This window comes from Gemmatimonas sp. (assembly GCF_031426495.1).
Classification (GTDB): Bacteria; Gemmatimonadota; Gemmatimonadetes; order Gemmatimonadales; family Gemmatimonadaceae; genus Gemmatimonas.
In genome coordinates this window covers 103,816-130,514 of record NZ_JANPLK010000072.1, presented here as the reverse complement: position 1 = coordinate 130,514, position 26,699 = coordinate 103,816, and the positions used below count along the sequence as shown (strand labels likewise).

Annotated in this window: 22 protein-coding genes; 4 read left to right on the top strand and 18 right to left on the bottom strand. The window is 66.3% G+C overall.

The genetic code is table 11. The features are described from left to right. Positions 1–2 precede the first annotated feature (2 nt). The 15 genes from priA to RMP10_RS18260 all read right to left on the bottom strand — a co-directional run bounded on the left by priA (position 3) and on the right by RMP10_RS18260 (position 16,496). Complete coding sequence (gene priA / locus RMP10_RS18330) at positions 3–2,252, bottom strand: primosomal protein N' (RefSeq protein WP_310571562.1); 2,250 nt, start codon at positions 2,250–2,252, stop codon at positions 3–5. Between the two features lie 32 nt (positions 2,253–2,284). Further along, entirely contained in the window at positions 2,285–3,307 is a 1,023-nt protein-coding gene (locus tag RMP10_RS18325; RefSeq protein ID WP_309672793.1) for a dipeptide epimerase, read from the bottom strand. A 26-nt stretch (positions 3,308–3,333) separates the two neighbouring features. Continuing rightward, positions 3,334–4,254 carry a serine/threonine-protein kinase gene (locus RMP10_RS18320; RefSeq protein ID WP_309672792.1) on the bottom strand — a complete coding sequence of 307 codons (921 nt, stop codon included), beginning with the start codon at positions 4,252–4,254 and terminating at the stop codon, positions 3,334–3,336. A 126-nt stretch (positions 4,255–4,380) separates the two neighbouring features. Continuing rightward, positions 4,381–5,406, bottom strand: a complete 1,026-nt coding sequence (gene corA, locus RMP10_RS18315) for a magnesium/cobalt transporter CorA (RefSeq protein WP_309672791.1) — start codon at positions 5,404–5,406, stop codon at positions 4,381–4,383. Positions 5,407–5,436: 30 nt separating this feature from the next. After that, a complete protein-coding gene (locus RMP10_RS18310) occupies positions 5,437–6,369 on the bottom strand; it encodes a histone deacetylase (RefSeq protein WP_310571561.1) in 933 nt (310 codons plus the stop codon). A 25-nt stretch (positions 6,370–6,394) separates the two neighbouring features. Further along, complete coding sequence (locus tag RMP10_RS18305; RefSeq protein ID WP_310571560.1) at positions 6,395–7,804, bottom strand: hypothetical protein; 1,410 nt, start codon at positions 7,802–7,804, stop codon at positions 6,395–6,397. After that, positions 7,801–8,430, bottom strand: a complete 630-nt coding sequence (locus RMP10_RS18300; RefSeq protein ID WP_310571559.1) for a DUF4159 domain-containing protein — start codon at positions 8,428–8,430, stop codon at positions 7,801–7,803. The genes RMP10_RS18305 and RMP10_RS18300 overlap by 4 nt, the downstream gene beginning before the upstream one ends. Next, the gene (locus tag RMP10_RS18295) at positions 8,427–10,613 is read right to left on the bottom strand and encodes a DUF4175 family protein (RefSeq protein ID WP_310571558.1); all 2,187 of its coding nucleotides are present in this window, start codon (positions 10,611–10,613) and stop codon (positions 8,427–8,429) included. Before RMP10_RS18295 ends, RMP10_RS18300 begins: the two co-directional genes overlap by 4 nt. Beyond that, on the bottom strand, positions 10,610–11,920 hold the full coding sequence (locus RMP10_RS18290) for a BatA domain-containing protein (protein WP_310571557.1): 1,311 nt from the start codon (positions 11,918–11,920) through the stop codon (positions 10,610–10,612). Before RMP10_RS18290 ends, RMP10_RS18295 begins: the two co-directional genes overlap by 4 nt. Continuing rightward, complete coding sequence (locus tag RMP10_RS18285) at positions 11,917–12,780, bottom strand: DUF58 domain-containing protein (protein ID WP_310571556.1); 864 nt, start codon at positions 12,778–12,780, stop codon at positions 11,917–11,919. Before RMP10_RS18285 ends, RMP10_RS18290 begins: the two co-directional genes overlap by 4 nt. Before the next feature lie 26 nt (positions 12,781–12,806). Further along, a complete protein-coding gene (locus RMP10_RS18280) occupies positions 12,807–13,805 on the bottom strand; it encodes a MoxR family ATPase (RefSeq protein ID WP_310571555.1) in 999 nt (332 codons plus the stop codon). After that, the gene (locus RMP10_RS18275) at positions 13,802–14,140 is read right to left on the bottom strand and encodes a hypothetical protein (protein ID WP_309672783.1); all 339 of its coding nucleotides are present in this window, start codon (positions 14,138–14,140) and stop codon (positions 13,802–13,804) included. The genes RMP10_RS18280 and RMP10_RS18275 overlap by 4 nt, the downstream gene beginning before the upstream one ends. Continuing rightward, positions 14,137–14,478, bottom strand: a complete 342-nt coding sequence (locus tag RMP10_RS18270; protein ID WP_310571554.1) for a hypothetical protein — start codon at positions 14,476–14,478, stop codon at positions 14,137–14,139. The genes RMP10_RS18275 and RMP10_RS18270 overlap by 4 nt, the downstream gene beginning before the upstream one ends. A gap of 49 nt (positions 14,479–14,527) precedes the next feature. Continuing rightward, entirely contained in the window at positions 14,528–15,784 is a 1,257-nt protein-coding gene (locus tag RMP10_RS18265; RefSeq protein ID WP_310571553.1) for a GAF domain-containing protein, read from the bottom strand. Between the two features lies 1 nt (position 15,785). Continuing rightward, the gene (locus tag RMP10_RS18260; RefSeq protein WP_309672780.1) at positions 15,786–16,496 is read right to left on the bottom strand and encodes an SDR family oxidoreductase; all 711 of its coding nucleotides are present in this window, start codon (positions 16,494–16,496) and stop codon (positions 15,786–15,788) included. A 131-nt stretch (positions 16,497–16,627) separates the two neighbouring features. Between RMP10_RS18260 and RMP10_RS18255 the strand changes: the two genes are divergently transcribed. The 3 genes from RMP10_RS18255 to RMP10_RS18245 all read left to right on the top strand — a co-directional run bounded on the left by RMP10_RS18255 (position 16,628) and on the right by RMP10_RS18245 (position 21,049). After that, positions 16,628–17,755 carry a phytase gene (locus RMP10_RS18255; protein ID WP_345785827.1) on the top strand — a complete coding sequence of 376 codons (1,128 nt, stop codon included), beginning with the start codon at positions 16,628–16,630 and terminating at the stop codon, positions 17,753–17,755. Between the two features lie 5 nt (positions 17,756–17,760). Beyond that, complete coding sequence (locus RMP10_RS18250) at positions 17,761–20,610, top strand: TonB-dependent receptor (RefSeq protein ID WP_310571551.1); 2,850 nt, start codon at positions 17,761–17,763, stop codon at positions 20,608–20,610. Between the two features lie 163 nt (positions 20,611–20,773). Continuing rightward, a complete protein-coding gene (locus RMP10_RS18245) occupies positions 20,774–21,049 on the top strand; it encodes a hypothetical protein (RefSeq protein ID WP_310571550.1) in 276 nt (91 codons plus the stop codon). Between the two features lie 7 nt (positions 21,050–21,056). Here RMP10_RS18245 and RMP10_RS18240 read toward each other — a convergent pair whose 3' ends face one another. Then, complete coding sequence (locus RMP10_RS18240) at positions 21,057–21,491, bottom strand: hypothetical protein (RefSeq protein WP_310571549.1); 435 nt, start codon at positions 21,489–21,491, stop codon at positions 21,057–21,059. Further along, positions 21,488–24,676, bottom strand: coding sequence for a glycosyl hydrolase (locus RMP10_RS18235; protein ID WP_310571548.1), 3,189 nt, complete (start codon positions 24,674–24,676; stop codon positions 21,488–21,490). The genes RMP10_RS18240 and RMP10_RS18235 overlap by 4 nt, the downstream gene beginning before the upstream one ends. Before the next feature lie 127 nt (positions 24,677–24,803). Here RMP10_RS18235 and RMP10_RS18230 point away from each other — a divergent pair, with 127 nt between their 5' ends. After that, complete coding sequence (locus RMP10_RS18230) at positions 24,804–25,217, top strand: GxxExxY protein (protein WP_310571547.1); 414 nt, start codon at positions 24,804–24,806, stop codon at positions 25,215–25,217. Positions 25,218–25,337: 120 nt separating this feature from the next. On the opposite strand, the gene RMP10_RS18225 is transcribed toward RMP10_RS18230, so the two are convergent. Further along, a complete protein-coding gene (locus RMP10_RS18225) occupies positions 25,338–26,684 on the bottom strand; it encodes a glycine--tRNA ligase (RefSeq protein ID WP_310571546.1) in 1,347 nt (448 codons plus the stop codon). Between the last annotated feature and the right edge of the window lie 15 nt (positions 26,685–26,699).

Sequence of the window (26,699 nt, the reverse complement as noted above, 5' to 3'; positions counted from 1 at the left end):
GCCTACAGCAGCGACACCGGATCGCGGTCGACGGTGAGCCGCAGCTCGTGCAGCTTCGGCACCGGACAGCGCTCGGCGATGTAACGCGCCACCCGCGTCATCAGCCTCGGCTGCGACGACTTGAGCAGAAAATGCCAGCGCCAGCGGTCCTTGATCCGATCGATGGGACACGGGGCCGGCCCGACGAACACGAGATCGCGAAGCCCCTGACGGTCGACCAGTCGCTGCACCCAGTTGGCCGCGGCCACCGCCGTCGCCGCCGTCGCCGCCTGATCGATGCCGCTCACGGTCACGTTGGCGATGCTCACAAACGGCGGATACGCCGGCATCCGACGCGCCCCCAATTCCTCACGCACGAAACCCGTCACGTCGTGCGTAATCGCATGACGGATCGCGTGGCTGTTCGGCATGCGTGTCTGAATGATCACGTCACCACCCTTGGGCCCGCGTCCCGCGCGTCCCGCCACCTGACTGACCAACTGAAAGGTCCGTTCAGCTGCGCGGAAGTCGGGAAGATTGAGTCCGGTATCCGCATCCACCACACCGACCAGCGTGACGTTGGGAAAGTCGAGCCCTTTCGCGATCATCTGCGTGCCCAGCAGAATGTCGACCTCACCGCGTCCTACGCGATCGAGAATCTGCGTGTGTGCCCACTTGCCGCTGGTGGTATCGACATCCATTCGCGCGATTCGCGCCTCGGGGAAACGCTCGGAGAGCACGCGCTCCACCTGCTGCGTTCCCAAGCCGCGACGCCGCATCGTGTCGGCCGAACACTGCGCACATACCGCCGGCACCGGCTGCTGATGCTGGCAGTAGTGACACACGAGCATCTCGGGCACCCGATGATAGGTCAGCGAGATACTGCAATGCGGACACACCGGCACGTCACCGCAGGCATTGCACTGCATGAAACTCGAGTAGCCGCGTCGGTTCAACAACAGCAGGCTTTGCTCCCCGCGCACCAGGCGCTGCTCCAGCGCCACCAGCAACGACTTGCTGAACACGCCCAGCGTTTCGTCGAACGGTGCATTGGGATTGCGCTCCTTCACCGCCTGCTTGAGCTCCACGCGCATATCGACCACGGTCACCGGCGGCAGTTGCGCTCCGGCAGCGCGGTCGGGCAGCGTAAGCCGAATGGCCTGGCCTCGATCGGCGCGCTCCCACGTTTCCAGGCTCGGCGTGGCGCTGCCCAGCACCACTACGGCGCCCTCCACCCGCGCGCGCACGATGGCGGCCTCGCGCGCATGATAGCGCGGCGTCTCCGATTGCTTGTAGCTGCTCTCGTGTTCCTCATCGACGATCACGACACCAACGCGCTCGAGTGGCGCGAACAGCGCCGAGCGCGCCCCGACGGCAATGCGCCGCTCGCCGCGGCGCAACGATTGCCACGCATCGAGCCGTTCCCCGTCACTCAAGCCGGAGTGCAACACCGCCACGTCGTCGCCGAACGCGCCCCGGAAGCGGTCGACCGTCTGCGACGTCAGCGCGATCTCGGGCACGAGTACGATCGCCGTCTTGTCGCGCTGCTGCAGCACGGCGCGCAGCACTTCGATGTACACCAGCGTTTTGCCGCTGCCGGTGACCCCGTGCAGCAGAAACACCTGACCCGGATCGCCGGCAAGGATGGCGCGCACCGCCTCCTTCTGCGCCTCACTCGGATTGGGCGGCGGCAGCGTCCCGGCGCGATCGGCAAACGGATCGCGCTGCTGCACTTCGTCGCGAATTTCCACGAGACCGCGCTTCGCCATCGCCGTGAACACGCCGGCGCTGCAGTGGGCCTGAATGCGCAACGACTCCAGTGGCGCCGCGCCGCCCTGTGCTTCCAGCAGGTCGTACACGACGCGCTGCTGCTTGGCGCGGGCAAACGTCTGTTCGCGCTGCAAGAGCGACGGCAAATCCGCGACGATGCGCACCATGCGCTGCGTGCGTGAGGCCGGCGCCGGCGCCTTGGCCGATGTCAGTGCCGTAGGCAGCATGGAGCGCAGCGTCAGCCCGAGCGGTGCGGCATACCAATCGGCAATCCACTTCCCTGTCTGTAGCAGCGACGCCGGCAGCGACGGCACATCGTCGACCACCGCGTGAATCGGCTTGAGCACGATCCCTTCTGGCGGTGCCGTGGCACCCAGACAGATCCCGATTTCCGGGCGATTGCGAAACGAGACCAGCACGCGGGTGCCGGGCGCTATCGGCACCGCGATGCCATCAGGTACACGATACGTGAACGTGCGAAAGAGCGGCGCCGCCAGCGCCACTTCAATGCAGCGAGACGCGCCCTCAGCGTCGGTCAGCGGCGCTGCACGCCGAGTCCCGGCGCGTCGCTGAGGGTGACCTGTCCGTTCGGAATCGACGGGCCGGTGAATGGATCGTCGGCGAGCAACGCCGCGCCGTCGAGATCGGCGTCGTCGAGCAGCGGCGAGAAGTGCGCGGCCGCCGCGATCCCGAGCGTGGTTTCGATCATGCAACCACACATCACGCGCATGCCATGTGCCCGCGCCACGGCGATCATGCGCATCGCTTCGCGCAACGAGCCGCACTTGGCGAGCTTGATGTTGATGCCGTCGACTGCGCCGACCAGCTTCGGAATGTCGGTCGCTACGATGCACGACTCGTCGGCCACGACCGGAATCGGCGAACGCTCACGCACGAAGCGAAGTCCGGCGATATCGTGCGGGGCAAGCGGCTGCTCCAGCAGGTCCACGCCTACATCGGAGAGCGGCTGCAGCATGGCGAGAGCCTGCTTGGGCGTCCATGCGGCGTTGGCGTCCACGCGCAGCGTGGCGTGCGGCGCCTCTTCGCGAACGATGCGCAACACCTCGCGGTCCCAGCTCGAGCCCAGCTTGATCTTGAGAATCGGATATGCCGCCGCATCGCGCACGCGTGCGCGCAGCGTCTCGGCGTCGGGAGCAATGCCGATCGTGAACGTGGAACGCGGCGCCGCGGTCGCGTCGAGCCCCCACATCTTCCAGAGCGGCACGCCGAGCCGTTTGGCCGCCAGATCATGGAGCGCCGAACTGATCGCACAGCGCGCCGCGGCATTCCAGCGCAGCGTTTTCTCGAGTTCACGCTCGATGGCGTCGATCGACCAGCTATTGGCGTGTTCCAGCACCGGTGCAAACTGCGCCATGGCCGTCATCACGCTATCCGCTGTTTCGCCGTAGAAGCGACTCGGTGCCGCTTCGCCCCACCCTTCCGCGCCGTCAGCGTCCCGCAGTCGCACCCAGACCACGCGATACTCGCTGAAACCACCGCGCGCGATGATGAACGGGTGCGTCGTGTGGACCGTGAGAATTTCCGCGTGCAATTGCATGGAACGGGCCGTCGTGGTGGAGGAGATCAGAACGGGGTGAGTCCCGACGGACGTGATGAGCGGGCCGCGCGCAGCTCGGCCCCCGGAGCCTGACCCAGAAACGCGATGAGCGCATCGGCCAGCTCGAAACCGCGATCGTACCGATCGACCGCTTGCTTGGAGAGGCACTTCATCGTGATCGCGCTCAGTTCGGCCGGGATGCGCGTATCGACCTGATCGGGAGCCACCGGCGCCTCGTGCACATGCTTGTACCCCACGGCGTACGAGTCTTCGCCGTCGAAGGGCGGATGTCCCAGGAGCATCTCGTACAACAGCAGACCGACGGCATACAAGTCGCTGCGGCCGTCCACGAGCTTGCCCATCGCCTGTTCGGGCGACATGTAGTGCGGCGTGCCCATGGCGCGGCCGCTGGCGGTGAGGCGGCCATGGAACCGTGCCGTCGCGATCCCGAAGTCGGTGAGGGCGACATTGCCGTCCTCGTCGAACAGGATGTTGTCGGGCTTGATGTCGCGATGCACCACGCCATGTCGATGGGCGTAGTCGAGCGCGCAGGCAACCTGCACCGCGATGGAGGCCGCCGAGCTGGCCGACATGGTCTTGCGGCGCGACAGCATATCGGCCAACGAGCCGCCGGCGTAGTACGGCATCGCGAGATACTCGATGTCGCCCGCCGTGCCCATGTCGGCGATCGCGCAGATGAACGGATGAATCAGGCGCGCCGCCGCTTCGGCTTCCCGTCGAAAGCGCTCGCGCATCTCCGGCTCCTGCGCCAGCGTACGGTGCAACACCTTGATGACCAGCGGCCGGGCCAGCACCGCATGCTTCGCCAGATACACGTGCGCCATGCCGCCGCTCCCCAGCCGCTTCACCACCGTGTAGCGATTGCCCGTGGCCACGCGCAGTTCGCGCAACTCTTCGTCGGGGATGTCGATCGGCGGAGCCGACACGTCCGGGAGCGGCACGCCACAGCGCGTACAGCGCGCGGCCGCGGCCCGGTTCCAGGTCCCGCATTCAGGGCAGAACATCTGGCGAGGAAGAAGGGAGAGTGGGGATCGAACGGACGAACGGGCGGGTCAGAGCAGTCGACGGCGCCGCAGGTAGAAAAGTAGCAGGCCGCCCAACCCGAGTTGTACGACCAGCAGCACCCAGAACCCGTGTGGCCATCCCGACAGCGGAATCGTCGAGAAATTCATACCCCACATGCCACTCACGACCACGAAGGGCAGCGACATCGTCGCCACGACCGACAACGCTTTGGTCGTCGCTCCCAGACGATTCGACACCTGTGTGAGATACGCGTCCATCGTGCTGCTGAGCAGATCGCGATACGTATCGAGCGCATCGTTGATGCGCAGCACGTGATCGTAGATGTCCCGGAAATAGATCTGCACGTCGGGCGTCAACAACGTGCTCGGCCGATTCGTCAGCACATTCATGACTTCGCGTGACGGTTGCAGATAGCGTCGCAGCGACAGCACCAGCCGCTTCACGTGAAACAGGTCACGCAAGGCCGTTTCATCGAAGTCTACGAAGACCCGCTCTTCGAGCCCGTCGATGAACTCGTCGATCTGCTGCATGATGGGGAAAAAGCTGTCGATCGTGTCATCGAGAATCGCGTGCAGCGCGCGTTCCACGCCTCGTGCCAGCAGATCCGGCGACCGGCGCAGCTGTTCCGACACGCGATCGATCGACACCATCGGACCGGCGTGCACGGTGACGAGGTAGTGCGGTCCGAGAAAGCAGTACAGCTCTTTCGTTTCGAGGTCATACGGATCGTCGGTGTCGGCGGCGAGCGCCACGCCGCGGATGATGACGAACAGGAACCCCTCGTACTCCTCGAGCTTGACGCGGGAATTCGGATTGAGGGTGTCCTCGATCGCGAGCGGATGAAAGCGGAAGACCTTCTCCAGCATCGCATGCTGCGAGCGCACCGACGAATCGATGTCGACCCACATGGGCCCACCATCAGCCAGCAACTGGGCGATGTCGCGGGGATGACAATCGATGACGTCCTCACCCGACAGCGACCGGTAAATGGTGCGCGGCGGCGGATCGTGCGGCGGGTCGATCGAGACGAGGGCATCGGGGACGGTAGTCATGATGTCGGAATCATGGTGACCAGCAGGCCGTCAGGCCAGCGCCGCCAAGTGCACGAGTACGGCCTGCGCCACTGGATCCGGGGCGTACCCGCCTTCCATGGCGCTCACCAGCCGACCGCCGCACCAGCGTTCGGCGCGTTCCACGAGCGCTCGGGTGAGCGCGTCGATATCGTTCAGCGTCAGCGTGAAGGCCCCCAGCGGGTCGCCCTCGAGACAGTCGAAGCCGGCGCTCAGCAGAATCAGATCGGGGGTGAATCCGTCCGCCGCCGCATCGACCGCGCGCAGCAACGCCTCCACGTACTGCGACGACGGCAGGGACGGCGCCATCGGCACGTTCCACACGGTGCCGTGCGGGCCACGGTCGTCGGCGGCGCCGGTGCCAGGGTACCACGGCCACTGATGCATCGACACGAAGTGGATGCGCGACTCGTGCTCCACCAACGCCTGCGTACCGTTCCCGTGATGCACGTCCCAATCCACGATCAACACGCGCCGGCAGGCCTTCGTGGCCAGCGCGTAGTGGGCGGCGACCGCCACATTGCCAAACAGACAGAATCCCATCGCGCGATCGCGCAGGGCGTGATGCCCGGGGGGACGCACGGCGGAAAAGCTGCGCGGCGCACGACCATCGAACGCCATGTCGACCCCGTCCAGCACACAACCGGTGCCGGCGGTCGCGGCGTCCCACGATCCTTCGCTCACCACCGTGTCGGGATCGAGACGGCCACCGCCCGACTGCGCCAGCTCGCGCACTTTCGCGATATAACCACGATCGTGCGCCAGGGCGATCTCGTCTTCGGTGGCGTGTCGCCCCTCGTGATGCTGCAGCGCCTCGAACAACGCCTGATCGTAGCGCAACGCGCGCGGGATGGCGCGCAGGCGTCCCACGTGCTCGGGGTGCTCCCACCCCGTGTCGTGGCGACCGCAATCGGAGTGCGAGAGAAACGCGACCTGCTGCTTCATGCCATGTATCCGGACGGAAGAAGTCTCATCGATTGCCGCGCAAACGCCGCGAAGCCCATTCGCCCAGCAGCGCCAACGCGATCACCATGAACAGTAGGCCGGGCGCCGCGCGCAGGCGATCCATCAGGGTATCGAACGCCGATCGGGCAGTCGCCCGGTTCGGCGCAACGGCACGGTCGGCCGCCACCGGCCCGCCGAGCCGCGCCACAAGGTCGGCGAAGGGCGCCGCCTCGCCCGGATAGGCATCAGCCAGGGTATCGCCAGCAACGGCCGGCACACCGGCCGCCAGGGCCAATACGCCGCCCCACCACGCGCGATGCTCGGCGGCGCCGTCATCGGTGCCCTCCATGCGCCAGCGCCAGCTGTTTCGATAGGCACTGGCCACCACGCGTCCGGCGCCCACCCGTTGCGCGACCAGGACGGGATCCGCGTGCCCGTGATCCGATGGATCGGACCGCACCACTGAGGCGCCACGAGTCGCCACCAGTTCCCAGGCCTCGAGCCCCCGCCGCGGGGCACTCGTCAGCAGGGCGCCGGCCACCGCACCGCGGGTCGACGTCGCGCGCACGGGGCTGATCGACGTCAACGCCGGAATACGTATGGCGTCTCCACCCAGCACGAGTCCGCCGCCCTGCTGCACGAAGCGCGCGATGCCGGTCGCGTCGACCGACATGCTGTCGAGTAATACCACTACCGCGTAACGCGCCGTGTCCAGACGCGCCGGCGCACCAACCGTGATCGCGGCGCGCGGTGAAAGGCGATAGCTGCCGTCCACCTGCCACCCCGCTTCTTCCAGCGCGGCGACAACAAACTTCGACTCCCATCCCGGCTGGGCCATCACCATCACCCGTCGCGTCGGCGCCGACTGCCGAGCCGTCACGCGAGCTTCCGACGCACCGGTCAGCGCGCGCAGTGGCGACGACACGCTGGCCAGCCGCCACCCGGCCCGCCGCGTGTTCGGGATGGAATCCAGCATGCCGCCGAGGTCACGAAGCACCAACGGCAACGACGCATTGGTCGCACCAGCCACGCGCACGTCGACCGCGCCCGACGGGCCAGCCACCAGCGTCGCCGACAGGGCGAGTCCCGACGCCTGTGTCCGATCGATCCAGCGCAGTGCGATATCGGCCCCACCGACGGCGCCTAGCAACGCACGCGCGCGTGGGCCAGGCACCGCCGGCAAGGCCACCGTGACGCGTCGCGGCTGCGTGTCGCCCGCGGCCGCGATGACGTCACGCACGACAGTCGTGGTGAGCGCGGTCGCGTTGCTATCCGTGACGTCGGCGACCGACCACTGCCGCACCGTGTCCTGCCAACGCAACGGTCCCGACGGCCGGCTGGCGAGGTACATCGCCACGGCCAACGCCAGCAACGCCGTCGTGCGCAGCGCCCGCTCGAGGAGCGATCGGACCGGATTCGGTACGTTCGGCGTCATCGGGTCAGGGCGTAGGCCACGAGATTCACCGCGAACTTCGTGTTGTCGACCGAGAGAAACCGTTTGTTGTCGGGATGAAAGCTCCACTCGGAGCTGTAGTCCTTGCTGCTGTACAGCACGGAAATGCGGCCATTACGCAGCACCGCATCGAGCTGCTCGTGCACGAGATTGTCGCCCCACCCGTTCATCTCGTGCGAGGTGGTGGGCGGTCCGTTCTCGAACACGAAGAAACTGCGATAGAGCTCGTGCGTATTCGGTAACGGCACCAGCGGCCCCGCCACGCGACGGATCTCTTCGCGCACCGTTTTGTGGAAGGCGCCGTCCACGTCGTGGTTGTGATCGTCCACGAACAGCAAGCCGCCGCGCACGAGATACTTGCGCAGTACATCCGCCTCGCGGGTGGTGAAGCGCACCGGCAGGTGGCCGGTCAGAAAGAGCAGCGGATAGGCGAACACGGCCTCGGACGACAGCGGCACCGTCACGCCCTGCGGGCGAACCGGGAGCGACGTGTAGCGCGCGATCGAGTCGATCACATTGGCTGGTAACATGGGCGCCGAATCCCAGTCGCCCGATTCGTACTGCGCCGTCGCGAACGCGAACGGCTCGAGGGCGGACGGGTGGCTCACCGTGGTACGCCGCGTGACCACGTACCGGCCTCGGTGCGAACGACGCCGCCCAGCACGCGACGCGCGCGGATGAAGGCCTCGGTGACGTCGCCTTCGCGGCCGAGTACCTCGAGCACCGCCCCGACCGCGGCCGCAAACGCTGGCGAATCGCCAAGCGCCTCGACGCGCAGAACCGCAAGCGAATCACGGGCAGCCGACGCATCGGTCAGCACCAGCTGCGCGGCAGCGACCAGACGCACCGCACGGCGCGCCTCGCGCGGCGGCAGCGCTTCGCGCGATCGCCGGAGATTGGTGACGCCCGTGTCCTTTCCGGCAAGACGCACTTTCGCGATGTCGATGATCACCGTGGGTGGCTTGCCACGCAGATACAGCCGCTCCGCGGAACGCGCCCGTTCGATGGCAGCCAACGCGAGCCGCATATGCGGGATCGCCGCCTTGGGCTCACCCTGCTCGAGCGCTCGCCCGGCGTCCCACATCGCGTTGTACGCTTCCAGCAGCGGTTGGTTGATCGCGATGACCGGCGAGTCGTCGCCCTCCTCGAGCACGCCGCCGGCATTGCTGCCGGTCAACGCGAGTTTGCCCTGCTGCTGCTCGACGCCGTGATCATGCCCGTCGCCCGCGGTGTGCGCGTGCTCGCCACTCACGTCGCCGCTCAAGCGCTGAAACACGACGTCACCGACCGCCTGACGCAGTCGCGCCTGATCGCGCGCGATCTTCGTCGACTCGCTCATGAGCGACTTACGTTCCAACGAAGGCCGCTGCTTCTCGAGCTTCTCGGTGAGCATCAACAGCATGCGTTGACTGAGCAGCGACTTGTCCACCTCGGGCGGCGGCGCGGGTTCGACGGCCACCGAGTCGTACTCGGCCGCGCGGGCAATACGGAACGAGCGCGTCTCGCTGCTGCCGAACTCGCGATTCGATGCGGGATGCGCATCGCGCGCAATCGCCCGCAGGTGCACGATGTCGCCCGCGACCAGCTTGAGGGCGGCGATGTCCATCGTCGCGCGGATCGTGCCGACTCGATCGCCGGCATAGCTGCGGGTACCCATCTGCAGGGTGCGCGCCGTAAAGCGTTCGCCGTCGCCCGAGCTCACGATGAGTTCGAAGCGCGCATTGACCAGGCCGATGTCGTCGCGCACCGACGCGACGAGGGTCAGCGACCCCTGCGGCGTGCGGAACACGCTGTCGCGAGCCGGCTGCACCAGCGACACGATCGGGATCGAATCAGCGCGTCCTTCCACCACCAGCAAACGCGAACGACCGCCACGGTTGAGCTGAATCGTGACGGGTCCATCGGTGGCCACCGTGCGCACGTTCCAGCCGTCACCAGTCGCGATGGGCGACAACGCCCGCTGGCGACGCGCGGTCGCGAGCGTATCGGCCGCTTCACCTACGAGGCGCTCGATCACCTGCTCCGGCACCGGGCCGGTGCCGCGCAGCAGCACCGTGCTTCCACTCACCACCGCCACATTCTGTATGTCGCCGAACTGTTGCGGAGCGCGACGCGTGTACGCGGGCGCATCGACGCGCACGGTCCACGCACCAAGCGGTAGCATAGGCGTCGCCATGGCCCGGTCGCCGGCGACGGCCCGCAGCAGCAAGTTGGCCGTACCGCTCCCCGACGAGCGGGCCAACGCACCGAGCACCAGCACCGTGAGCGCGCCGCCCGCAAACAGCGCCGGGCCTAGCAATTGATTTTTCGCCGTGCGCCGCAGCGCGCGCGGCACATTCGTGCGCGCAAGCACTTCGTGTGCCGACGCCTGGAGCAGGGGATTCTCCAAGCTCTCCCGTGCTGACATGCTGGCGGGCGATGCATCGGCATCCGACGACCGTCGCCCGATCAGCGTCTCGACCAACGTCACCAACGCAAAGCTCGCGGTCCCCACGTCGGCGCCACGTTCTTCGAGCCACAAGGCCGCGCGAATGTCGGTGATGCCCCGGGTGCGACGTGCGGCCAGCATCCAGCTCCCGATAAGCGTGACACCCAACGCGATGACGAACGCGATGGCCGCACTGCGACTCGTACCGAGGGGTATGCCGCCTCGTGCCAGCTCGACGCCGTCGGCCACCAGCCACGCCGACAGCGCCACGCTGAGGGCAAGCAACGTGGCCCGCACGTACACCATTCGTGTCAGCGCACGCCGCACACTGTGGACGACCGATAGCAGCGTCGTATCGCTCATGATGCCGCGGCGCCTGCCGCTTCGCGCCGAACCACGTGTTCGGCCAGCAACGCCACGAAGGCCATCACGAGCAGCGCCGTTGCCAGCCAGGCCGGCTGCGTGGTGCGCGCGGTCACGTTGAGCGCACGGAATCGACTCGCCGATGCCTGCATGGTCGCTGCCGCCACGCCCGACGTACCCGCAGACTCCTTCGGCGCGGGCACGCCGATCCCTCCACACGGGGCTCGCAGCGCCCGCAACACACCATCCGCCGTCGGGGAGAGCAGAAGATCGCTCGCCGGCGCCACCGCGATCGCCACCTCGCGCACGCATGACGTCCCGCGCGTCCGCTCGACAGCGGCCGCCACCCCGTCACTCCACCACGCAATCGCACGGACGCTGTCCGACAACGCCGGCGGCAATGCGGTACGCACCCATGGGGCGACCAGCGCCACACCGGTAGCGACGACGGCGCCCACGGAGTCCGCTGGCAATGCCGCAGGCCACCCCGCCGGCACGCCACTCACCGGCCAGAGGACCGTGACACGCGCGTTCGTCGCGTCATCCGTCGTCTCACGACGCACGACCACATCGTCCTCATCCGCCCCGGGCGTGCGCGTGGCGCTGACACCACGCGATGCATACGCCGCGGCGACGACATCCGTACCCACGGTCGTCGCGGCGCTCACAACCCGCACGCGTCCGAAGGCGGCCCCCGCCATTGCACTGGTATCGGTCGCGCCGGCGTGCACGGGACGCACCACGCGAATGCGCGCCGGCCACTGGTTGCGCCAGGCATCCCACCCACGCCGCGAACGCACCAACTCCGGCATCACGACGGTGAGGGAGAGCGCCGCCAACGACGGATCGGCATGTGCCTGACTCGCCGATTCACGGATCGCCGCCGCGATCGCCACACCAGGATCGTTCGATACGCCGTTCACCCACAGCACGACCGGCGGTTCGAGCGCGGCCACGCTCTCCACCGCCGCCGCACTCATCGCACGCGACAGCAGCGCCAGCGAGTCGGCGCGCCACGCCGCATCGATCACGATCAGCTGCGACGTGCGCGCGCTTTGCGCACCGCACCGCGCACCGGCCAGCGCCGAACCGGCCGCGAGCAGCGCAATCACGCGCAACAGCAACAGCAGCACGTCACTGGGCTTGGCCTGTCGCGCGACCGCGCGCGCATCGCGCTTAGGAACGAACCGCGCCGTCGGCAGCAATAGCACGCGCGGCTGTCGCGCGGACAGAAAGTGCAGGGCCGTGATCGTTAGTGCCGCGGCCAGCGCAACGCCGAAAATCCAGGGAGCGGCGAACCCGATCACAGCGCCAGCCCCGCGACGACCGCACGGACGGCACGCGCTGGCGCCACGTCAGTCGGCACTTCCGTGTAGCCCGCGCCAAGCGCGCGCCACTGATCACGCACCTGCGCGCGGAATGCGTTGAACCGCGCCGAGTAGCCACGCTGCACATCGGGGCTCGTGACGCGCCAGACGGTGGCATCCTCCGGATCCTGGGCGCGGAAGATCCCGGCAGGGAGCGTGAGCTCCTCGCGCGCCACGACGTGCAGGCACTCCAGCGTCGCACCGCCGGCCGCCAGCACCGACGCGTTCTTGACCGTGGCGTCATGATCGCCGAGGCAGTCGGTCACGAGGACGCAGCGTGCCGTCACGGGGATCTGCATGAGCGCGGCCGCCAGCGCACTGGTGCCGCCAGCCCGCACCGCATCCAGCGATCGCGCGATCTCGCGCACCGTGCCGCGTCGTGTACGCGGCGGCATGCGCAACACGCCGTCGGCGTGGAGCGCCAGCACGCCCACCGGATCACCCGATGCGTGCGCCACGGCCGCAAGTCCCACCGCGACGGCACACGCCATCCGCCACTTGCTCATCCCCGCTCCTTCGGGGAAGTCCATGCTGGCACTCCCGTCGAGCACGATCCAGGTGGGCAGCAACGCGCGGTCATCACTCAACCGCACGAAAGCGCGATCGCTGCGCGCCAGCAACTTCCAGTCGAGCGCGCGCGGATCATCGCCCTGTCGATACAGGCGATACTCCGTGAACTCACCCGCCGTTCCGCGCTGGCGCGAACGATGCGCGCCCGACGGCGCCGCAGCCACGGCACGGCGGGCCGGCCAGCGTACGCCGCGCAGCGCATCGAGCAGCGGCCCGTAATCCGCGCTCATCGGTGGGGTGCCTCTATCCCGCGCGATCAGGCCGGCAGCGCGCTGCCTGGCGCTGCCACGTGCGACAACAGCGCCTCGATGATCGGTTCCGCCGACACGCCATCCGCCTCGGCCGCGAAATTCGGCAGAATGCGATGCCGCAGCACCGGCATCGCGACGCGCCGGATATCCGCCGGCGACACGGCCGCGCGACCAGCCAGCAACGCACACGCCTTCGCCCCGAGAATCAACGCCTGTCCCGCGCGCGGTCCGGCGCCCCATCGCACGTACTGTCGCACGATGTTCGGCGCCGAGGCCTCTTGCGGCCGCGTGGCGCGCACGAGCTTGGCCGCGTAGGTGAGCACCAACTCGCTGCAGGGCAACTCGCGCACGACGCGCTGCAGGGCCAACGCGTCGTCCGCCGAGAACACGGCTTCGATGGGCGCACCGCGCTTTCCCGTGGTCGTGCGCAGAATCGAAATCTCGTCGGCTTCGGTGGGGTAGCCCACACGGATGTCGAACAGGAAGCGATCCAGCTGCGCTTCGGGCAGCGGATACGTGCCCTCCTGTTCGATCGGATTCTGCGTGGCCAGCACGAAGAACGGCTCGGGCAGCTTCATCGTTTTGCCGGCGGCGGTCACGCTGTGTTCCTGCATCGCCTCCAGCAGCGCGGCTTGCGTACGCGGCGGCGCGCGATTGATCTCGTCGGCCAGCACGATATTCGCGAACACCGGACCGTGCACGAAGCGGAACGCTCGTGCACCACCGCCACTCTCCTCGAGAATCTCCGTGCCGGTGATGTCACTTGGCACGAGGTCGGGCGTGAACTGAATGCGACGGAACTCGAGCTGCATCGCGTCGGACAACGATTTGATCATCAGCGTCTTCGCGAGACCGGGGACGCCCACCAGCAAGGCGTGCCCGCCGGCCACCAGCGCCATCAGAATCTCATCCACCACCGCATCCTGCCCGACGATGCGCTTCGCAATCTCACCACGCAGCCGTTGGACCGCCGCGATCAACGACTCAGGAGATCGCTCGCTCACCGAACCGGCCGACGACGGCGTCCCGTCACGAACAGCGTCGACGCGTCGCGCGCCCCCGCCGACTGCAGCGACTGCGACTCGTTCGTCACTTCCGCACCATGCAACTTCACCATGAAACTGTCGATCTGATCGACGTCGGGCAGCAGCAGCGCCATCGCGGCCTGCTTCACGTCGCGCACGCGCGTTTCCGGCGATGCTTCAACGCGCACCGCATCCCACACGTCGGCCGCCTGCACGCGTACCGTCCACAATACGGGGGCCTGATCACTCGCGAGACGCACAATCTCCGGCCGCACGCGCAGCGAATTCACAAACTGCGTGGTACTGACCGTCATGCCACGCCTTCCGGCAGTGCCGCGATAGCAGGCGCGTCCGGCGCAGCTTGTGACAACGCGGGCGCCGCCGGCAGCGAGTCGAGAAATCGGGCCACCTGCTGATCGAACATGTACGTCGACCCGGACACCGACGTGCCGGCATCGGTCACGCGCGCCGCGATCACCAGCTCTTCGCCGCCCTGCCCTCGCAGGACGAGGTGCGAAGGGCCCTGCTTCTCGATAAACGTCGCGTAGACGCCGCTGCGGCGCGTAAAGAATCGCGCGGCCATCGCGATGACGTCCGCGATCGGCAGCGTGGTGAGACGTTCCTGCAATTGGCGATTCGACTGCTGGTGCATACGGGCGATCCGGAGTGAACGGGAGAACGGGAGGGACGACCGCCGTGTGTCAGAGATCCGCTTCGACCGGGAAGATCAACGTCCACCCGCCCTCGTCGTCTGACCCACTGGCCGATTGCTCGACGCGCATCTGACCGCCAAGGCGTCCGGCCAGGACGGTGGCCAGCGGCTGATCGAGCGCCGTCACCGCCCCCCGCACGCCCGCAAACGGGTCGTGCGCCGGACGGCGCGGCATCTCTTGAAGTATACGTGAAGGCACTGAGAGAGGTTGATCTGCGCCCCCGTCCGACGAGGCATCGCGCCACCCGACCTGAAGGGCAATGAAGCCTCGACCCAGCCGAACCCCGGTATTCACCGTCCCACCCTCGATACACGCCGACCGTACCGCCAGCCCGACCACAAGTTCCAGAAGACGGGACAGCCAATGCAGGTCGCCACGGATCGTGGGCAGGAGCACCGTGGGTTCGTCCACGTGAATGGGCACCATCGGGGCCCGGACACGCCAGGTCGCCACCGCAGAAAGCAGTGGCTCACGCGGGTCCACGTCGGCGGCGGCCGCGGAAAAGTCGTCGTGAGTGACCACGTCGTAGTCGCGAGCCGCAACGGCCAGCGCATGGACCGCCGCCAAGCGCATCGACGCGTCGGCGGTGTCACCCGGAGCCGCCAGCGTGAGCAGCGCCGACACCACGTCATGCACGATCTGATCGCGCGCCCGCACGGCGCTGTTCCACACCGCCGCCTGTCGCTCGAGCTGCGCGTTGGCTTCGGCCAGCGCCGCGTTTGCGCGTCGAAGCGCGTCGGTACGTCGCGACTTGTCCGTGGCCGCCGCCAACTGATCAGCCACCACCCGCACCAACGCCCGCTGCTCGTCTCGCACATGCGTGGCGTCGGCGAAGTAGAACGCGATGGCCCCGATCGGCCCGTCCGCCGTCTCCATTGGCGCCGCGATAATCGACCGGAAGCCGAGCTCCTCCGCCACTTCGTGCCACGCGCCAAGCGAGGCATCGGCGAAAAGATCGGCCACCTCCACCAGTCGTCGTTCGGCCACCGCCACCCCACTGGGTCCGTCACCGACGCGTACGCGCAGCGCGCCGATCCAATGCCGGTGCTTCGACGGCCACTCGTGCTGCGCCACCGGCCGCAGCAGCTCTCCATCGTCGCCGAGTTCCATCACCAGTGAAAACGCGGCACCGAGGATCGGTGTGACCCGATCGAGAGCGAACTGCTGCACATCACTCGGACGATCGGCCAGCAGGAAGGCGTGCGCGATCTCGCGCACCGCCAACAGTTCGCGCGCGTCGCTCACCTCAGGAGGCCCGAGGGCGCTTCGGCGAGAGCGGTCGAACCTCGAGCCGATGCACGAGCATGTGTGGAGGCGCCTCGATGGCAAAGCCCACCGCATCGGCGACGTTCTTCGGTTCGAGCATCCAGGTGCGATTCGTGCCGACCGGAAACAGATCGGTATCGACCGAACCGGGCGTGATCACCGATACGCCGACACCGGCATCGCGTACCTCCAGCATCAACGATTCCGCGAAGCCCATCACGAAGTGCTTGGTGCCCGTGTAGCAGGTGCCGCCGACGAAGGTGTTGCGCCCTGCCGTGCTGCCGATAATGCAAACGTGACCGTGACCACGCGCCACCATACCGGGGAGGACGGCGCGCGTCACGTGGTAGAGCGCGTTCACGTTGACGTCGACTTGGCGATGCCACTCCTCAGCGGTCATCTCGAGGAACGGCTTCATCACCGCCACGCCGGCATTGTTCACCAGGACATCGACGCGGAGTCCCGTCAGCCGTTGCGCCGTGACCAGTGCGTTCTGCACGTCGGCCGTGATGCACTGCACGGCAGCGCCGAGCACCGTGCACTCGCTGGCGACGGCGGTCAACAGCGACTCGTCGCGCGCAACGAGAATCAGGTCGTGCTTCGGTGCGAGCCGGAGCGCGATCGCGTGCCCGATGCCACGCGAGGCGCCCGTAATCAGCGCGACAGGACGGGAATTGGCGGAAGAAGTCATCCGGGAAAGCTATGCGCATGCCGCTTCGAGGAAAGCCAGTTGGAGTAGGTCGAGGATACACAACCGTGACAGAACCGTCGCGGGTTGGTCACACGATCGACGGAGCTTTTCGCGCTGAGTCTGCCGGCATTGTGCCGACAGCAGCCCCTAGGTCCACATCTGTGCAATCCTCCTCGCTGACAGCCTGCGCAGTCCTCAGCCTCCTGCTGAGCGCCTGTCGTTCGGGTGACGCTCCACGAGCAACGCCAAGCACCACGTCCGTCGCAGCGACGACTGACACACTCCGGCCCGTCGTCGTGACCTCGGCCGTGCTGAACGACTCGGATGACCCGGCCATCTGGATCGATACGCTGAATCCATCCCGCTCCCTCATTGTCGGCACCGACAAGGGCGACAGCACCGGCGGACTCTATGTCTTCACGCTCGATGGGCGCATCGACAGCACCCGTACGCGTCGTCCCCTGAAGCGACCGAACAACGTCGACATCATCACCGGCGTTTCGCTTGGTGGAAAGCGTATCGACGTTGCCGTGACCGCCGAACGCGGCACGATGTCGCTGCGCATGTTCCGGCTGCCAGACATGACACCCATCGATGGTGGCGGCATCAAGGTGTTTGACGGCGATGCGACCCGCGCGCCGATGGGCATCGCGATGTACCGTCGCCCGGGCGACGGAGCGGTGTTCGCCATAGTCGGTGGCAAGAGCGGCCCGAGTGAAGGGTACCTCTGGCAGTACCGCCTCGCCGATGCCGGCAACGGCACACTCACGGCGACCCGCGTCCGGACCTTCGGCGCCTACAGCGGCAAGAAGGAAATCGAGGCCATCGCCGTCGATCAGCATCTCGGCTTCGTGTACTACAGCGACGAGACCGTGGGCATTCGGAAGTACTACGCCGATCCCGATCGCGCTGACGCGGCCAAGGAACTCGCACTGTTCGGTACCACCGGCTTCGTGAGCGATCACGAAGGCATCGCCGTGTACCCCACCAGCGACTCCACCGGTTACCTCGTGGTCTCCGATCAACAGGGTCATCGCCTGCAACTGTTTGCGCGCGAAGGCAGCACGGGCGCGCCGCATACGCATGTGGTGCTGGCCACGATCCCCGTCGCCGCCCAGGAAACCGACGGCCTCGACGTGACGGCGCACGCGCTCTCGCCGGCTTTTCCCGAAGGACTGCTCGTGATGATGTCGACCGACAAGACGTTCCACCTCTACGACTGGCGCGACGTGCGCAAGCGCCTTCCTCTCAACCGATGATCTCGATGCACTTTTCGCTTCGCTGTCTTGCCGCCGGCCTGCTGCTCGCGGCGGCTCCGCTCGGCGCGCAGGGTGTGGTGACCGGCTCCGTCACCGACCCGAATGGACGTCCGCTCTCCGGTGTGCTGGTGACCGTCGAAGGCACCGCGATTCGCGCCGCGTCCCAGAACGGCACCTATCGCGCGGTGAATGTGCCCACCGGGGCGCGATCGCTGACGTTTCGCTACATCGGCTTTCAGGCCGTCACCAAGACGGTCACTGTAACGGCGGGCGCCACCGCCACGCTCGACGTGAAGATGGCCGCCGCCATGACGACGCTCTCCGCGATCGAAGTCAAAGGACAGGTGGCCGGACAGGCCTCGGCGCTCAACCAGCAACGCACCGCTTCCACGATCTCGAGTGTGATCGACAACGAACTGGTGGGCCGTCTCCCCGACCCCAACATGGCCGAAGCGCTCGCCCGCGTGCCGGGTGTAGCCGTCCTGCGCGACCAGGGTGAAGGTCGCTTCGTGCAGATCCGCGGCACGAATGCCGATCTCAACTCGATGTCGCTCAATGGCCTTCGAATCAGCTCCCCCGAGCAGAACAGCCGCCAGCTGCCGATGGACATCGTGCCCTCCGACCAGGCGGCGCAGATTCAGATCTCCAAGACGCTCACGCCGGACATGGATGCCGACGCCATCGGCGGCAACGTGAACATCGTCACCCGCACCGCGCGCGCCAACCAGCCGCTGCTGAACGCCACCTTCGCCGGCGGCGCCAACCAGCTTGGCGGCGGGGCGCTGGTGAATGTCGGTGCCAACGCCGGTAAGCGGTTCGGCGCGTCGCAGAAGTTCGGCGCCACGGTCGGCGGTACGTACTACAAGAACGAGCGCGCGTCGCAGAACATCGAAGGCGACTGGTGCTCGCAGACGCGCAACTGCGGCATTGCGCCGTCGCTGACCTCGCTCGACGCGCCGAATCTCTTCGAGCTGCGTGACTATCCGCAGGTGAACCGCCTCCGCGCCGGTCTCAACGGTACGCTCGACTACCTGCTGGCCAACAACAGCAAGCTGTTCGTGCGCAGCACGTTCAATCGTTTTTCCGACGATGAAGTCCGCGCCCGTGCCCGTTTCCGTTTCCGCGGCGGCGGCGGCTCCCGCTGGACGCAGGTGACACCCGACTCCGGCATCACGACCGGATCGCAGTTCGACCGCGATATCCGCCTGCGCGAGGTCATCCAGGATATTCTCACGGCGCAGGTCGGCGGTGAGCATTTCGCGAAGGACGGCAAGTCGCTCGACTGGGCCGTCGGCACGTCGCGCGCCTCCGAAAGCCGTCCGGACGTGCTCACGATGTCGTTCCGGCAAAGCGGCATGACGCTCGGCTACAATTTCGCCGATGCCAATCGCCCGCGCGCGAACGTGTCCGTCGGAGCGTTCGATGATCCGTCGCGTTTCGGCTTCAACAGTTTCGTGCGCGAAGTGCGCGACACCAAGGACAGCGACATCAGCGCCAAGCTGAATGCCTCGATGCCAGTGTCGTTCGGCGGCGTCACCGGCACGCTGAAAGGCGGCCTGTCGGCGCGACTCAAGGAACGCGACAACTCGCTGGTGAACGCCACGTATACGAATGCGCTCGGTGCGAACGCGTCGGGTGCCACTGCGGCGACGCTCATGAGCGCCCTCACGGCCGAGACGACCGGCCGCACGATCTTTGGCGGCGATTACCAGTTCGGACGCACCTTCGATCCGACCCGCATGGCCGATTTCATCAAGGCCAATCCGACGGCGTTCACCGCCAATGCCCTCACCTCGGCCACCACGTCGGCCGGTGGGACGTTCGCGGTGGGTGAAGACGTCTACGCCGGGTACCTCATGGCCACGCTCGATGCTGGCGCACTGCGCCTTATCCCCGGCGTTCGTGTCGAAGCCACACGCGTGGAGAATACGGCGAAGATCGTGTCGCTCAACGCCGCCGGCACCGCCCTGTCCCGCCCCATCGCAGACACCACCGGCACGAGCAACTACGTCAACGTGTTCCCGTCGATCAACGCCACGTATCGCATTGACGACTACACGAACGTGAAGGCGGCCGTGACCACTGCGCTGGTGCGCCCGCAGTTCCAGGACATGACGCCGTATGTGAATGTGCAGGCCGGCCAGCAAACAGCCACGATCGGCAACCCCGCGCTCAAGGCCACGACGGCGCTGGCGTACGACCTCATGGTCGAGCGCTACTTCCGCTCAGTCGGCTTCATGTCGGCCGGCGCGTTTTACAAAGACCTCAAGAACTTCATCTTCCCCACCGCCCGCGCACGTCGCACCGATGAAGCGCTCGGTCCCGATGCGACGCAGGTGCTTCAGCCGGTGAATGGCCCCACGGCGAAACTGTATGGCTTCGAAGTGGCTTGGCAGCAAAACCTCACGTTCCTGCCAGGCATGCTCGCCGGTCTCGGACTGAACGCGAACTACACCTACACGAAGTCGGTTGCCGAAATCCCGGGTCGCGGACGTACCGGTGTCGATACGCCGCTGCCAGGACAGACCGGCAATGCCGGCAACCTCGGGGTGTTTTTCGATCGCGGTCCCGTATCGCTACGCGTCGGTGCGAACTACTCCGGCGAGTTCCTGTCCACGCTCAACGCGATCACGCCTGATGGAGATACCCGCACCCGTGAGCGGCTGCAGTGGGATGCGTCGGGCTCCTATCAGATTCGCACCGGCATCAAGCTTTTCGCCGAAGCGATCAACCTGTCCAATACGCCGCTGCGCGCGACGGTTGGCGATCGCCTCAACCGCGGTGGTGGCGGCGACGATCCGAGCTACGAGTTCTACAAGCCGTGGGGCATGGTGGGGATGCGCATCGAGCGCTGACGTCAACGTGCGGCAGTGCCAATGTTCTATTGAGTGAAAATCGACGGGCCCCGCGCCGGCTTAACATCGCCGACCGGGGCCCGTCTTCCTTGATGAACCCGTCGCGATACGGCTGATGATCGAGGGATCGGCGCCGTGTTGCCGCGCACCAGGAGAGTGTCTCATGCGTCGATCGATCTATCTCACCGCACTGCTCGCCGCGCTGCCCTTCGCCGTGGCATCGACCGCGTCCGCACAGACCGTCAAGCAGGAAGCGAGGGAACTGCGGAAGGCCAAGCACGAACTCAACGGAGATCAGCGCGATCGTCGGCAGGCCGCGAAGGTCGGCGACCGCCGCGCCGTGAAACAGGAGACGCGCGAGATCCGCGCCGACAAGCGTGACGTGAAGCAGGAACGTCGTGACGTGAAGCGGGCCGTGAGGGACAAGCGCAAGCCGTAATCACGCCCTACTTCGGCGCGGCACGCGTTTGAGGCGCCGCGCCGATCTGCCGGAGCTGCCCATCCAGCAACCGCGTCGCCAAATTCGCGACCGGCGCATTGGGATGGCGCGAGAAGTAGTTGAGCCAGTCGCGCGTGTCTTCGCTTTCGTAGCGCGATCCCAGCTCGAGGGCGCACGTGACTTCGGCCTGCGTCGTCGCTTGATCGGCGGTTTCCTGATACACAATCAACCCGAACGTGTACGCCGTGCCGCTCGCCAGCGAATCGACCGCTGGCGGCAGCGGAATCGACAGCGCCCGCTCGCCCTCGCCGCGCACGAACGCCGGATTGCGAACGGCGAGGCATCCCTGCATCGCGTTCGCCACGCGCGTTCGCACACTCGGACCACAGCCGGTGCTCAGCGCGACTGCGCTGAGCACCGTGATGATGACGCGAGTCTTCATGGGGTGGCAGTGCATCCGGCCACGACCGTGCACTTGGGATCGAGCAACGGCAAGTTGAGCCGCTTCAACTCCGCGTTCACCGCGGACAGATCGACCTTCCACACGGTCTCGAGTTTCGTGGTATAGCCGCCGAGTTCCTTCGTGAGGATGCTGAGGATCTCCGGCATGTACGTGCCCGGGGGGCCGTCACCACGCTCCGACATGGACAGGAGATTCGCCAGGCGGTTGTTCACGCGGATCGGAAAGTTGAGCGGGTCCTGTCCACTCTGGTTCTTCACCTGATACACCTGCTCTTCCACGGCCGACGCGTTGGTCTTGAGCGTACCGCCCTTCGCCGCGAGCGCGGCATCCTGACTGCGCTTGAGGCGGTCGTCCAACTGCTCCTTCACGCGACGAATCTCGATCACGGCCTTCTGCGCTTCGTTCGTCTTGTCGCGCACCTGCTTGCCGAACGCGTACTGCGCGCGCAGATCGGCGTTCGTGACTTCCGGCAACAGCGGGCTGCGCTGAATCGTCATCGGCGCCGTCAGCGTCTTGCCATCGGCCGTCAGACGCACCGTATAGCGACCCGGCGGCAGCGCCGGCCCAGCGGTGCCTGCGCCCCAGAGAATCATGCCGGGAAAGCTTTCGATGCCCGTGGCGCGCATGTCGTACGTGAAGCGCGACAGTCCGGCCGTGAGCGGGAACGACGACGAGGTGCCACGACGACGACCCGCACCACCGGCCGACGCCGCGGTCGCGGTGTCGCCGGTGAATTCACGCAGTACGGCGCCGGTGGAGTCGAGCACCGATAAGGTCGCGCGCTTGGGCGCCGACTTGAACACCCAGCTCATCGGCACGCCGGCGCTGGAGCGGATGCCGACCGGCGGCGCGAACAGATGGGCGTCGGCTGCGAGGACGGCCGGCGTGGCCTGACGCAGCGGCGCCACGTTGTCGAGCACCCAGAATCCACGACCGTGCGTCGCGATCACGAGATCATTCGCTTCCACCACGAGATCGGCGATTGGCGTGTCGGGCATGTTGAGCTTGAGGCTCTGCCAGTTCGCGCCGTCGTCGTACGAGATATAGACGCCGTGCTGCGTGGCGGCATAGAGAAGCCCCTTGCGGGCCGGATCTTCGCGCACCGCGTGCACGTAGTCCTCAGCGCCAAGGCCCTTCACGATCTTCGTCCACGTCTTGCCGAAGTCGGTCGTGCGAAAGATGTACGGCGCGCGATCGTTCAGCAGTGGACGGCGTACCGACATGTACATCGTGCCCGCGTCGAACGCCGACGCGTCGATCTGCGAGACGCGCCCAAAGTCCGGCATGTCCTTCGGCGTCACGTTGGTCCACGAGAGACCGCCATTGCGCGTCACGTGCACAAGACCGTCATCGGAACCGGTCCAGATCACATTCACGTCCTTCTTGCTCGGCCCGACGGAAAAAATCACACCATACACTTCGGGGCCGTTCATATCGCCGGTGATCGGACCGCCCGACTTCTCCTGCGTTTCGGGCGCATGACGCGTCAGGTCGCCGCTCAGCACCTTCCACGTACGCCCCCCATCGAGCGTGCGCCACAGCCGCTGCGACGAGACGAAGAGCATCTTCGGATTGAGCGGCGAATACAGGATGGGGAATGTCCACTGCCAGCGTTCCTTGATGTCCTTCGACGGCTCACCCGAATAGAACCAGGGATACGGATTCACTTCGCGCGACAGGCCGGTCTTCTTGTTGAACTTGTCGACGTAGCCGCCATTGTTCGTGCCGGCATAGAAGATGTCGGGATCGAGCGGATCCGCCGCGATGTAGCCGGGCTCACCACCACCCACCTGATACGACACCGCCATGCCGCCCGCCGCCTGCTGCGCGCCGTTGGACCGGCCGAAGTTCCACTGCGAGGGCGTGCAGAGCGTGCTGTTGTCCTGCTGCGAACCACACACGTGATACGGGATGTGCTTGGTGGTGATGACGTGGTACCACTGCGCGGTCGGGAAGTCCTGTTCAGACCACTTGATACCGGTGTTCGTGGTCACGGCACCGCCGCCGTCATTCGCGCCCACCAAGTGCGTCGGATCCGCCGGATCAATCCACAGGTCGTGGTGGTCGCCGTGCGTGCCGTTGCCGATGCTTGTGAGCGTCTTGCCCGCGTCGGGCGAACGGAATAGCGACGTGTTCTGCGCGTACACGACGTCGGCATTCTTGTGATCGGCGAATAGATGCGTGTAGTAGAACGCGCGCTGCCGGATGTTGCGGTCGCTGTTCACCAGCGTCCACGTCGCGCCCGCGTCATCGCTCTTGAACAGTCCACCGTTGTCATTCTCGATCAGCGCGTACACCCGGTTCGAATTCGCGGCGGTGAGCGCCACGCCAATACGTCCCACCAGACCGGCGGGCAGTCCCTTGTTGCGCGTAATCTCGGTCCAGGTCTCGCCACCGTCGGTGCTCTTGAACAGGCCGGAACCCGGACCACCCGACGACATCTGATACTCCTTGCGGTACGCTTCCCACATCGCCGCGTACATCACGCTCGGGTTGTTGCGGTCGAGGGCGATATCGATCGCGCCCGACTTGTCATCGCGGAACAGCACTTTGCGCCACGACTTGCCGCCGTCGGTGCTCTTGAACACGCCGCGCTCCGCGCTCGGCACGCTGTACTTGCCGAACACGGCCGCGTACACGATGTCGGGGTTCGTGGGGTGGATGCGGATCTTGGAGATCGCGTCCACCGTCTTGAAGCCCATGTGCGCCCACGTCTTGCCGGCGTCGGTGCTCTTGTAGATGCCGTCGCCAGGCATGATGTTGCCGCGAATCGCCGACTCACCCATACCGATGTACACGACGTCGGGACTGCTCTCGCTGACGGCCACCGCGCCCACGGAGGCGCTGGTGATCTGGCCGTCGGTCACCGGCGCCCAGTTCTCACCTCCATCGGTGGTTTTCCAGAGCCCGCCACCGGTCGCGCCGAAGTACGCCTCATTCTTGCGCCCCACCACCCCGCTGGCGGCAATCGACCGGCCGCCGCGATCCGGACCGATGTTGCGCCACCGGAACGACTTGAGCAGCGTGGAGTCCAACGTGACCGGCGCCAGTGGTGCCAGTGGCGCCACGCGGGACGTCGCGGTCGCCGGTTTGACCGGCGGTTGCGTCAGCACCGCCGGAACGGACAGCGCCGTGAGAAACAGGAAAGGTCGAAGTGGCAGCATGGTCGGGAAAGAGAGGGCTGAGCACTGCAGGGCCGCCCGCGTGCGGACGGCACCCCTACGTTGCAGGCTACGTCGTGGGATGGCAACTCGCTGACAGGACGATGACGGCCTCGGCGCATGCTCCGGCATGCCCCCCATCAATCAGATCACCGCCGACATCATCGACGCCTCGATCCACATCCACGCCGACCTCGGCCCCGGCCTCTTCGAGTCGGCCTACGAGGAGGTCTTGGCCGCCGAACTCACGCGACGAGGTCTCCGAGTACAGCGACAGCAGGTCATCCCATTCGAGTACAAAGGGACGAAAATCGCATTCGGCTTCAGGCTCGACCTCCTGATAGAAGGCCGCGTGCCCGTCGAGCTCAAATGCACCGAACGCCCGGCGCCCATTCACCAGCGACAATTGCTGACCTATCTGCGGCTCATGCAGCTGCCAGTCGGCCTACTCATCAATTTCGGAGGCGACCGCCTAATCGACGGCGTGCAGCGGATCATGAATGGCTATCTCGATGGTGATGAGCGCGTCAACGTGCCTCGCTGAACCGATCACACAGAGAAAAAGAGACAAGGAGAAAAAGAGAACTCCTTGTCTCCTTTTCTCCTTGTCTCTGTGTGATCAGTTCCTCCGATCGCGCCGCACGCACACCGCCAGCCGAGCCAACTACCCCACCAGCTTCGCCGCCAGGTATCCCTTGAGCTGGCTCACGTCCACGCGATCCTGCGCCAGCGTGTCGCGGTCACGCACGGTGACCGTCTGATCGGTCGTGCTCTGCCCATCGACCGTGATGCAGAACGGCGTGCCGACTTCGTCCTGACGGCGGTAGCGCTTGCCGATCGACCCCGACTCGTCGTAGTCCATCGGGAACGCCATGCGCAGGTCGTTCATGATCTGCTTCGCCATTTCCGGCTGGCCGTCCTTCTTCGTGAGCGGGAAGATCGCCGCCTTGATCGGCGCGATCGACGGATGGAGCCCCAGCACCACGCGGCCTTCGTCTTCGCCTTCGACCGACTCTTCACGGTACGCATTCACCAGCGCCGCCAGCGTGACGCGATCCGCGCCGACCGACGTTTCGATCACGTACGGCACGAAACGCTTGTTGTTCAGCTGGTCGTAGTACTCCAGTTTCTTACTCGAGAACTGCTGGTGCTGCGAGAGATCGAAATCGCCGCGGTTGTGCACGCCTTCAATTTCCTGAAAGCCGAGCGTACCACCGAAGTCGAACGTCACGTCGAACGCCGCGCGCGCGTAGTGCGCGAGTTCGCCGGCGCCGTGCTGATGGAACTTGAGACGCTCCGGCGAGAGGCCGAGCGCCAGGTGCCACTCCATGCGGAGCTGCTTCCACTGCTCGAACCACTCCATGTCCGTGCCCGGCTCGACGAAGAACTGCATCTCCATCTGCTCGAACTCGCGCGTGCGGAAAATGAAGTTGCCCGGCGTGATCTCGTTCCGGAACGCCTTGCCGATCTGCGCGATGCCGAACGGCACTTTCTGGCGCATGCTCTGCTGCACGTTCAGGAAATTCACGAAGATGCCCTGCGCCGTTTCCGGACGCAGATAGACAATGCTCGCGCTCTCCTCGAGCGCGCCCATGTACGTCTTGAACATCAAGTTGAAATTGCGCGCTTCCGTGAGTTGACAGGCATCGTGCTGGCCGGGCTGCTTGCTCGGCTTCTGCGGGCAGCGCGCGTCTTCCAGCTTGTCGGCGCGGAATCGACCCTTGCACGTCTTGCAGTCCACCAGCGGGTCGACGAAACCGGCCACGTGCCCGCTCGCTTCCCACGTGCGCGGATGCATCAGGATCGCCGCATCGAGCCCTTCGATGTCGTCGCGCGAGCGCACCATCGCGTTCCACCAGCGATCCTTGATGTTCTTCTTGAGTTCGACACCGAGCGGACCGTAGTCCCACACCGAGCCCGTGCCGCCGTAGATCTCGGAGGACTGGAAGATGAAGCCGCGGCGCTTGCACAGCGACACCAGCTTGTCCATCACGTCGGGTTGGGAAGCCATCGGAACCGAAGAGTT

Coding starts and splice junctions, on each gene's coding strand:
- RMP10_RS18325 (WP_309672793.1), bottom strand. CDS start 3,307: ATGCAATTGCACGCGGAAATTCTCACGGTCCACACGACGCACCCGTTC.
- corA (WP_309672791.1), bottom strand. CDS start 5,406: ATGACTACCGTCCCCGATGCCCTCGTCTCGATCGACCCGCCGCACGAT.
- RMP10_RS18310 (WP_310571561.1), bottom strand. CDS start 6,369: ATGAAGCAGCAGGTCGCGTTTCTCTCGCACTCCGATTGCGGTCGCCAC.
- RMP10_RS18305 (WP_310571560.1), bottom strand. CDS start 7,804: ATGACGCCGAACGTACCGAATCCGGTCCGATCGCTCCTCGAGCGGGCG.
- RMP10_RS18295 (WP_310571558.1), bottom strand. CDS start 10,613: ATGAGCGATACGACGCTGCTATCGGTCGTCCACAGTGTGCGGCGTGCG.
- RMP10_RS18285 (WP_310571556.1), bottom strand. CDS start 12,780: ATGAGCGCGGATTACGGGCCGCTGCTCGATGCGCTGCGCGGCGTACGC.
- RMP10_RS18275 (WP_309672783.1), bottom strand. CDS start 14,140: ATGACGGTCAGTACCACGCAGTTTGTGAATTCGCTGCGCGTGCGGCCG.
- RMP10_RS18270 (WP_310571554.1), bottom strand. CDS start 14,478: ATGCACCAGCAGTCGAATCGCCAATTGCAGGAACGTCTCACCACGCTG.
- RMP10_RS18260 (WP_309672780.1), bottom strand. CDS start 16,496: ATGACTTCTTCCGCCAATTCCCGTCCTGTCGCGCTGATTACGGGCGCC.
- RMP10_RS18250 (WP_310571551.1), top strand. CDS start 17,761: ATGCACTTTTCGCTTCGCTGTCTTGCCGCCGGCCTGCTGCTCGCGGCG.
- RMP10_RS18245 (WP_310571550.1), top strand. CDS start 20,774: ATGCGTCGATCGATCTATCTCACCGCACTGCTCGCCGCGCTGCCCTTC.
- RMP10_RS18240 (WP_310571549.1), bottom strand. CDS start 21,491: ATGAAGACTCGCGTCATCATCACGGTGCTCAGCGCAGTCGCGCTGAGC.
- RMP10_RS18235 (WP_310571548.1), bottom strand. CDS start 24,676: ATGCTGCCACTTCGACCTTTCCTGTTTCTCACGGCGCTGTCCGTTCCG.
- RMP10_RS18230 (WP_310571547.1), top strand. CDS start 24,804: ATGCCCCCCATCAATCAGATCACCGCCGACATCATCGACGCCTCGATC.
- RMP10_RS18225 (WP_310571546.1), bottom strand. CDS start 26,684: ATGGCTTCCCAACCCGACGTGATGGACAAGCTGGTGTCGCTGTGCAAG.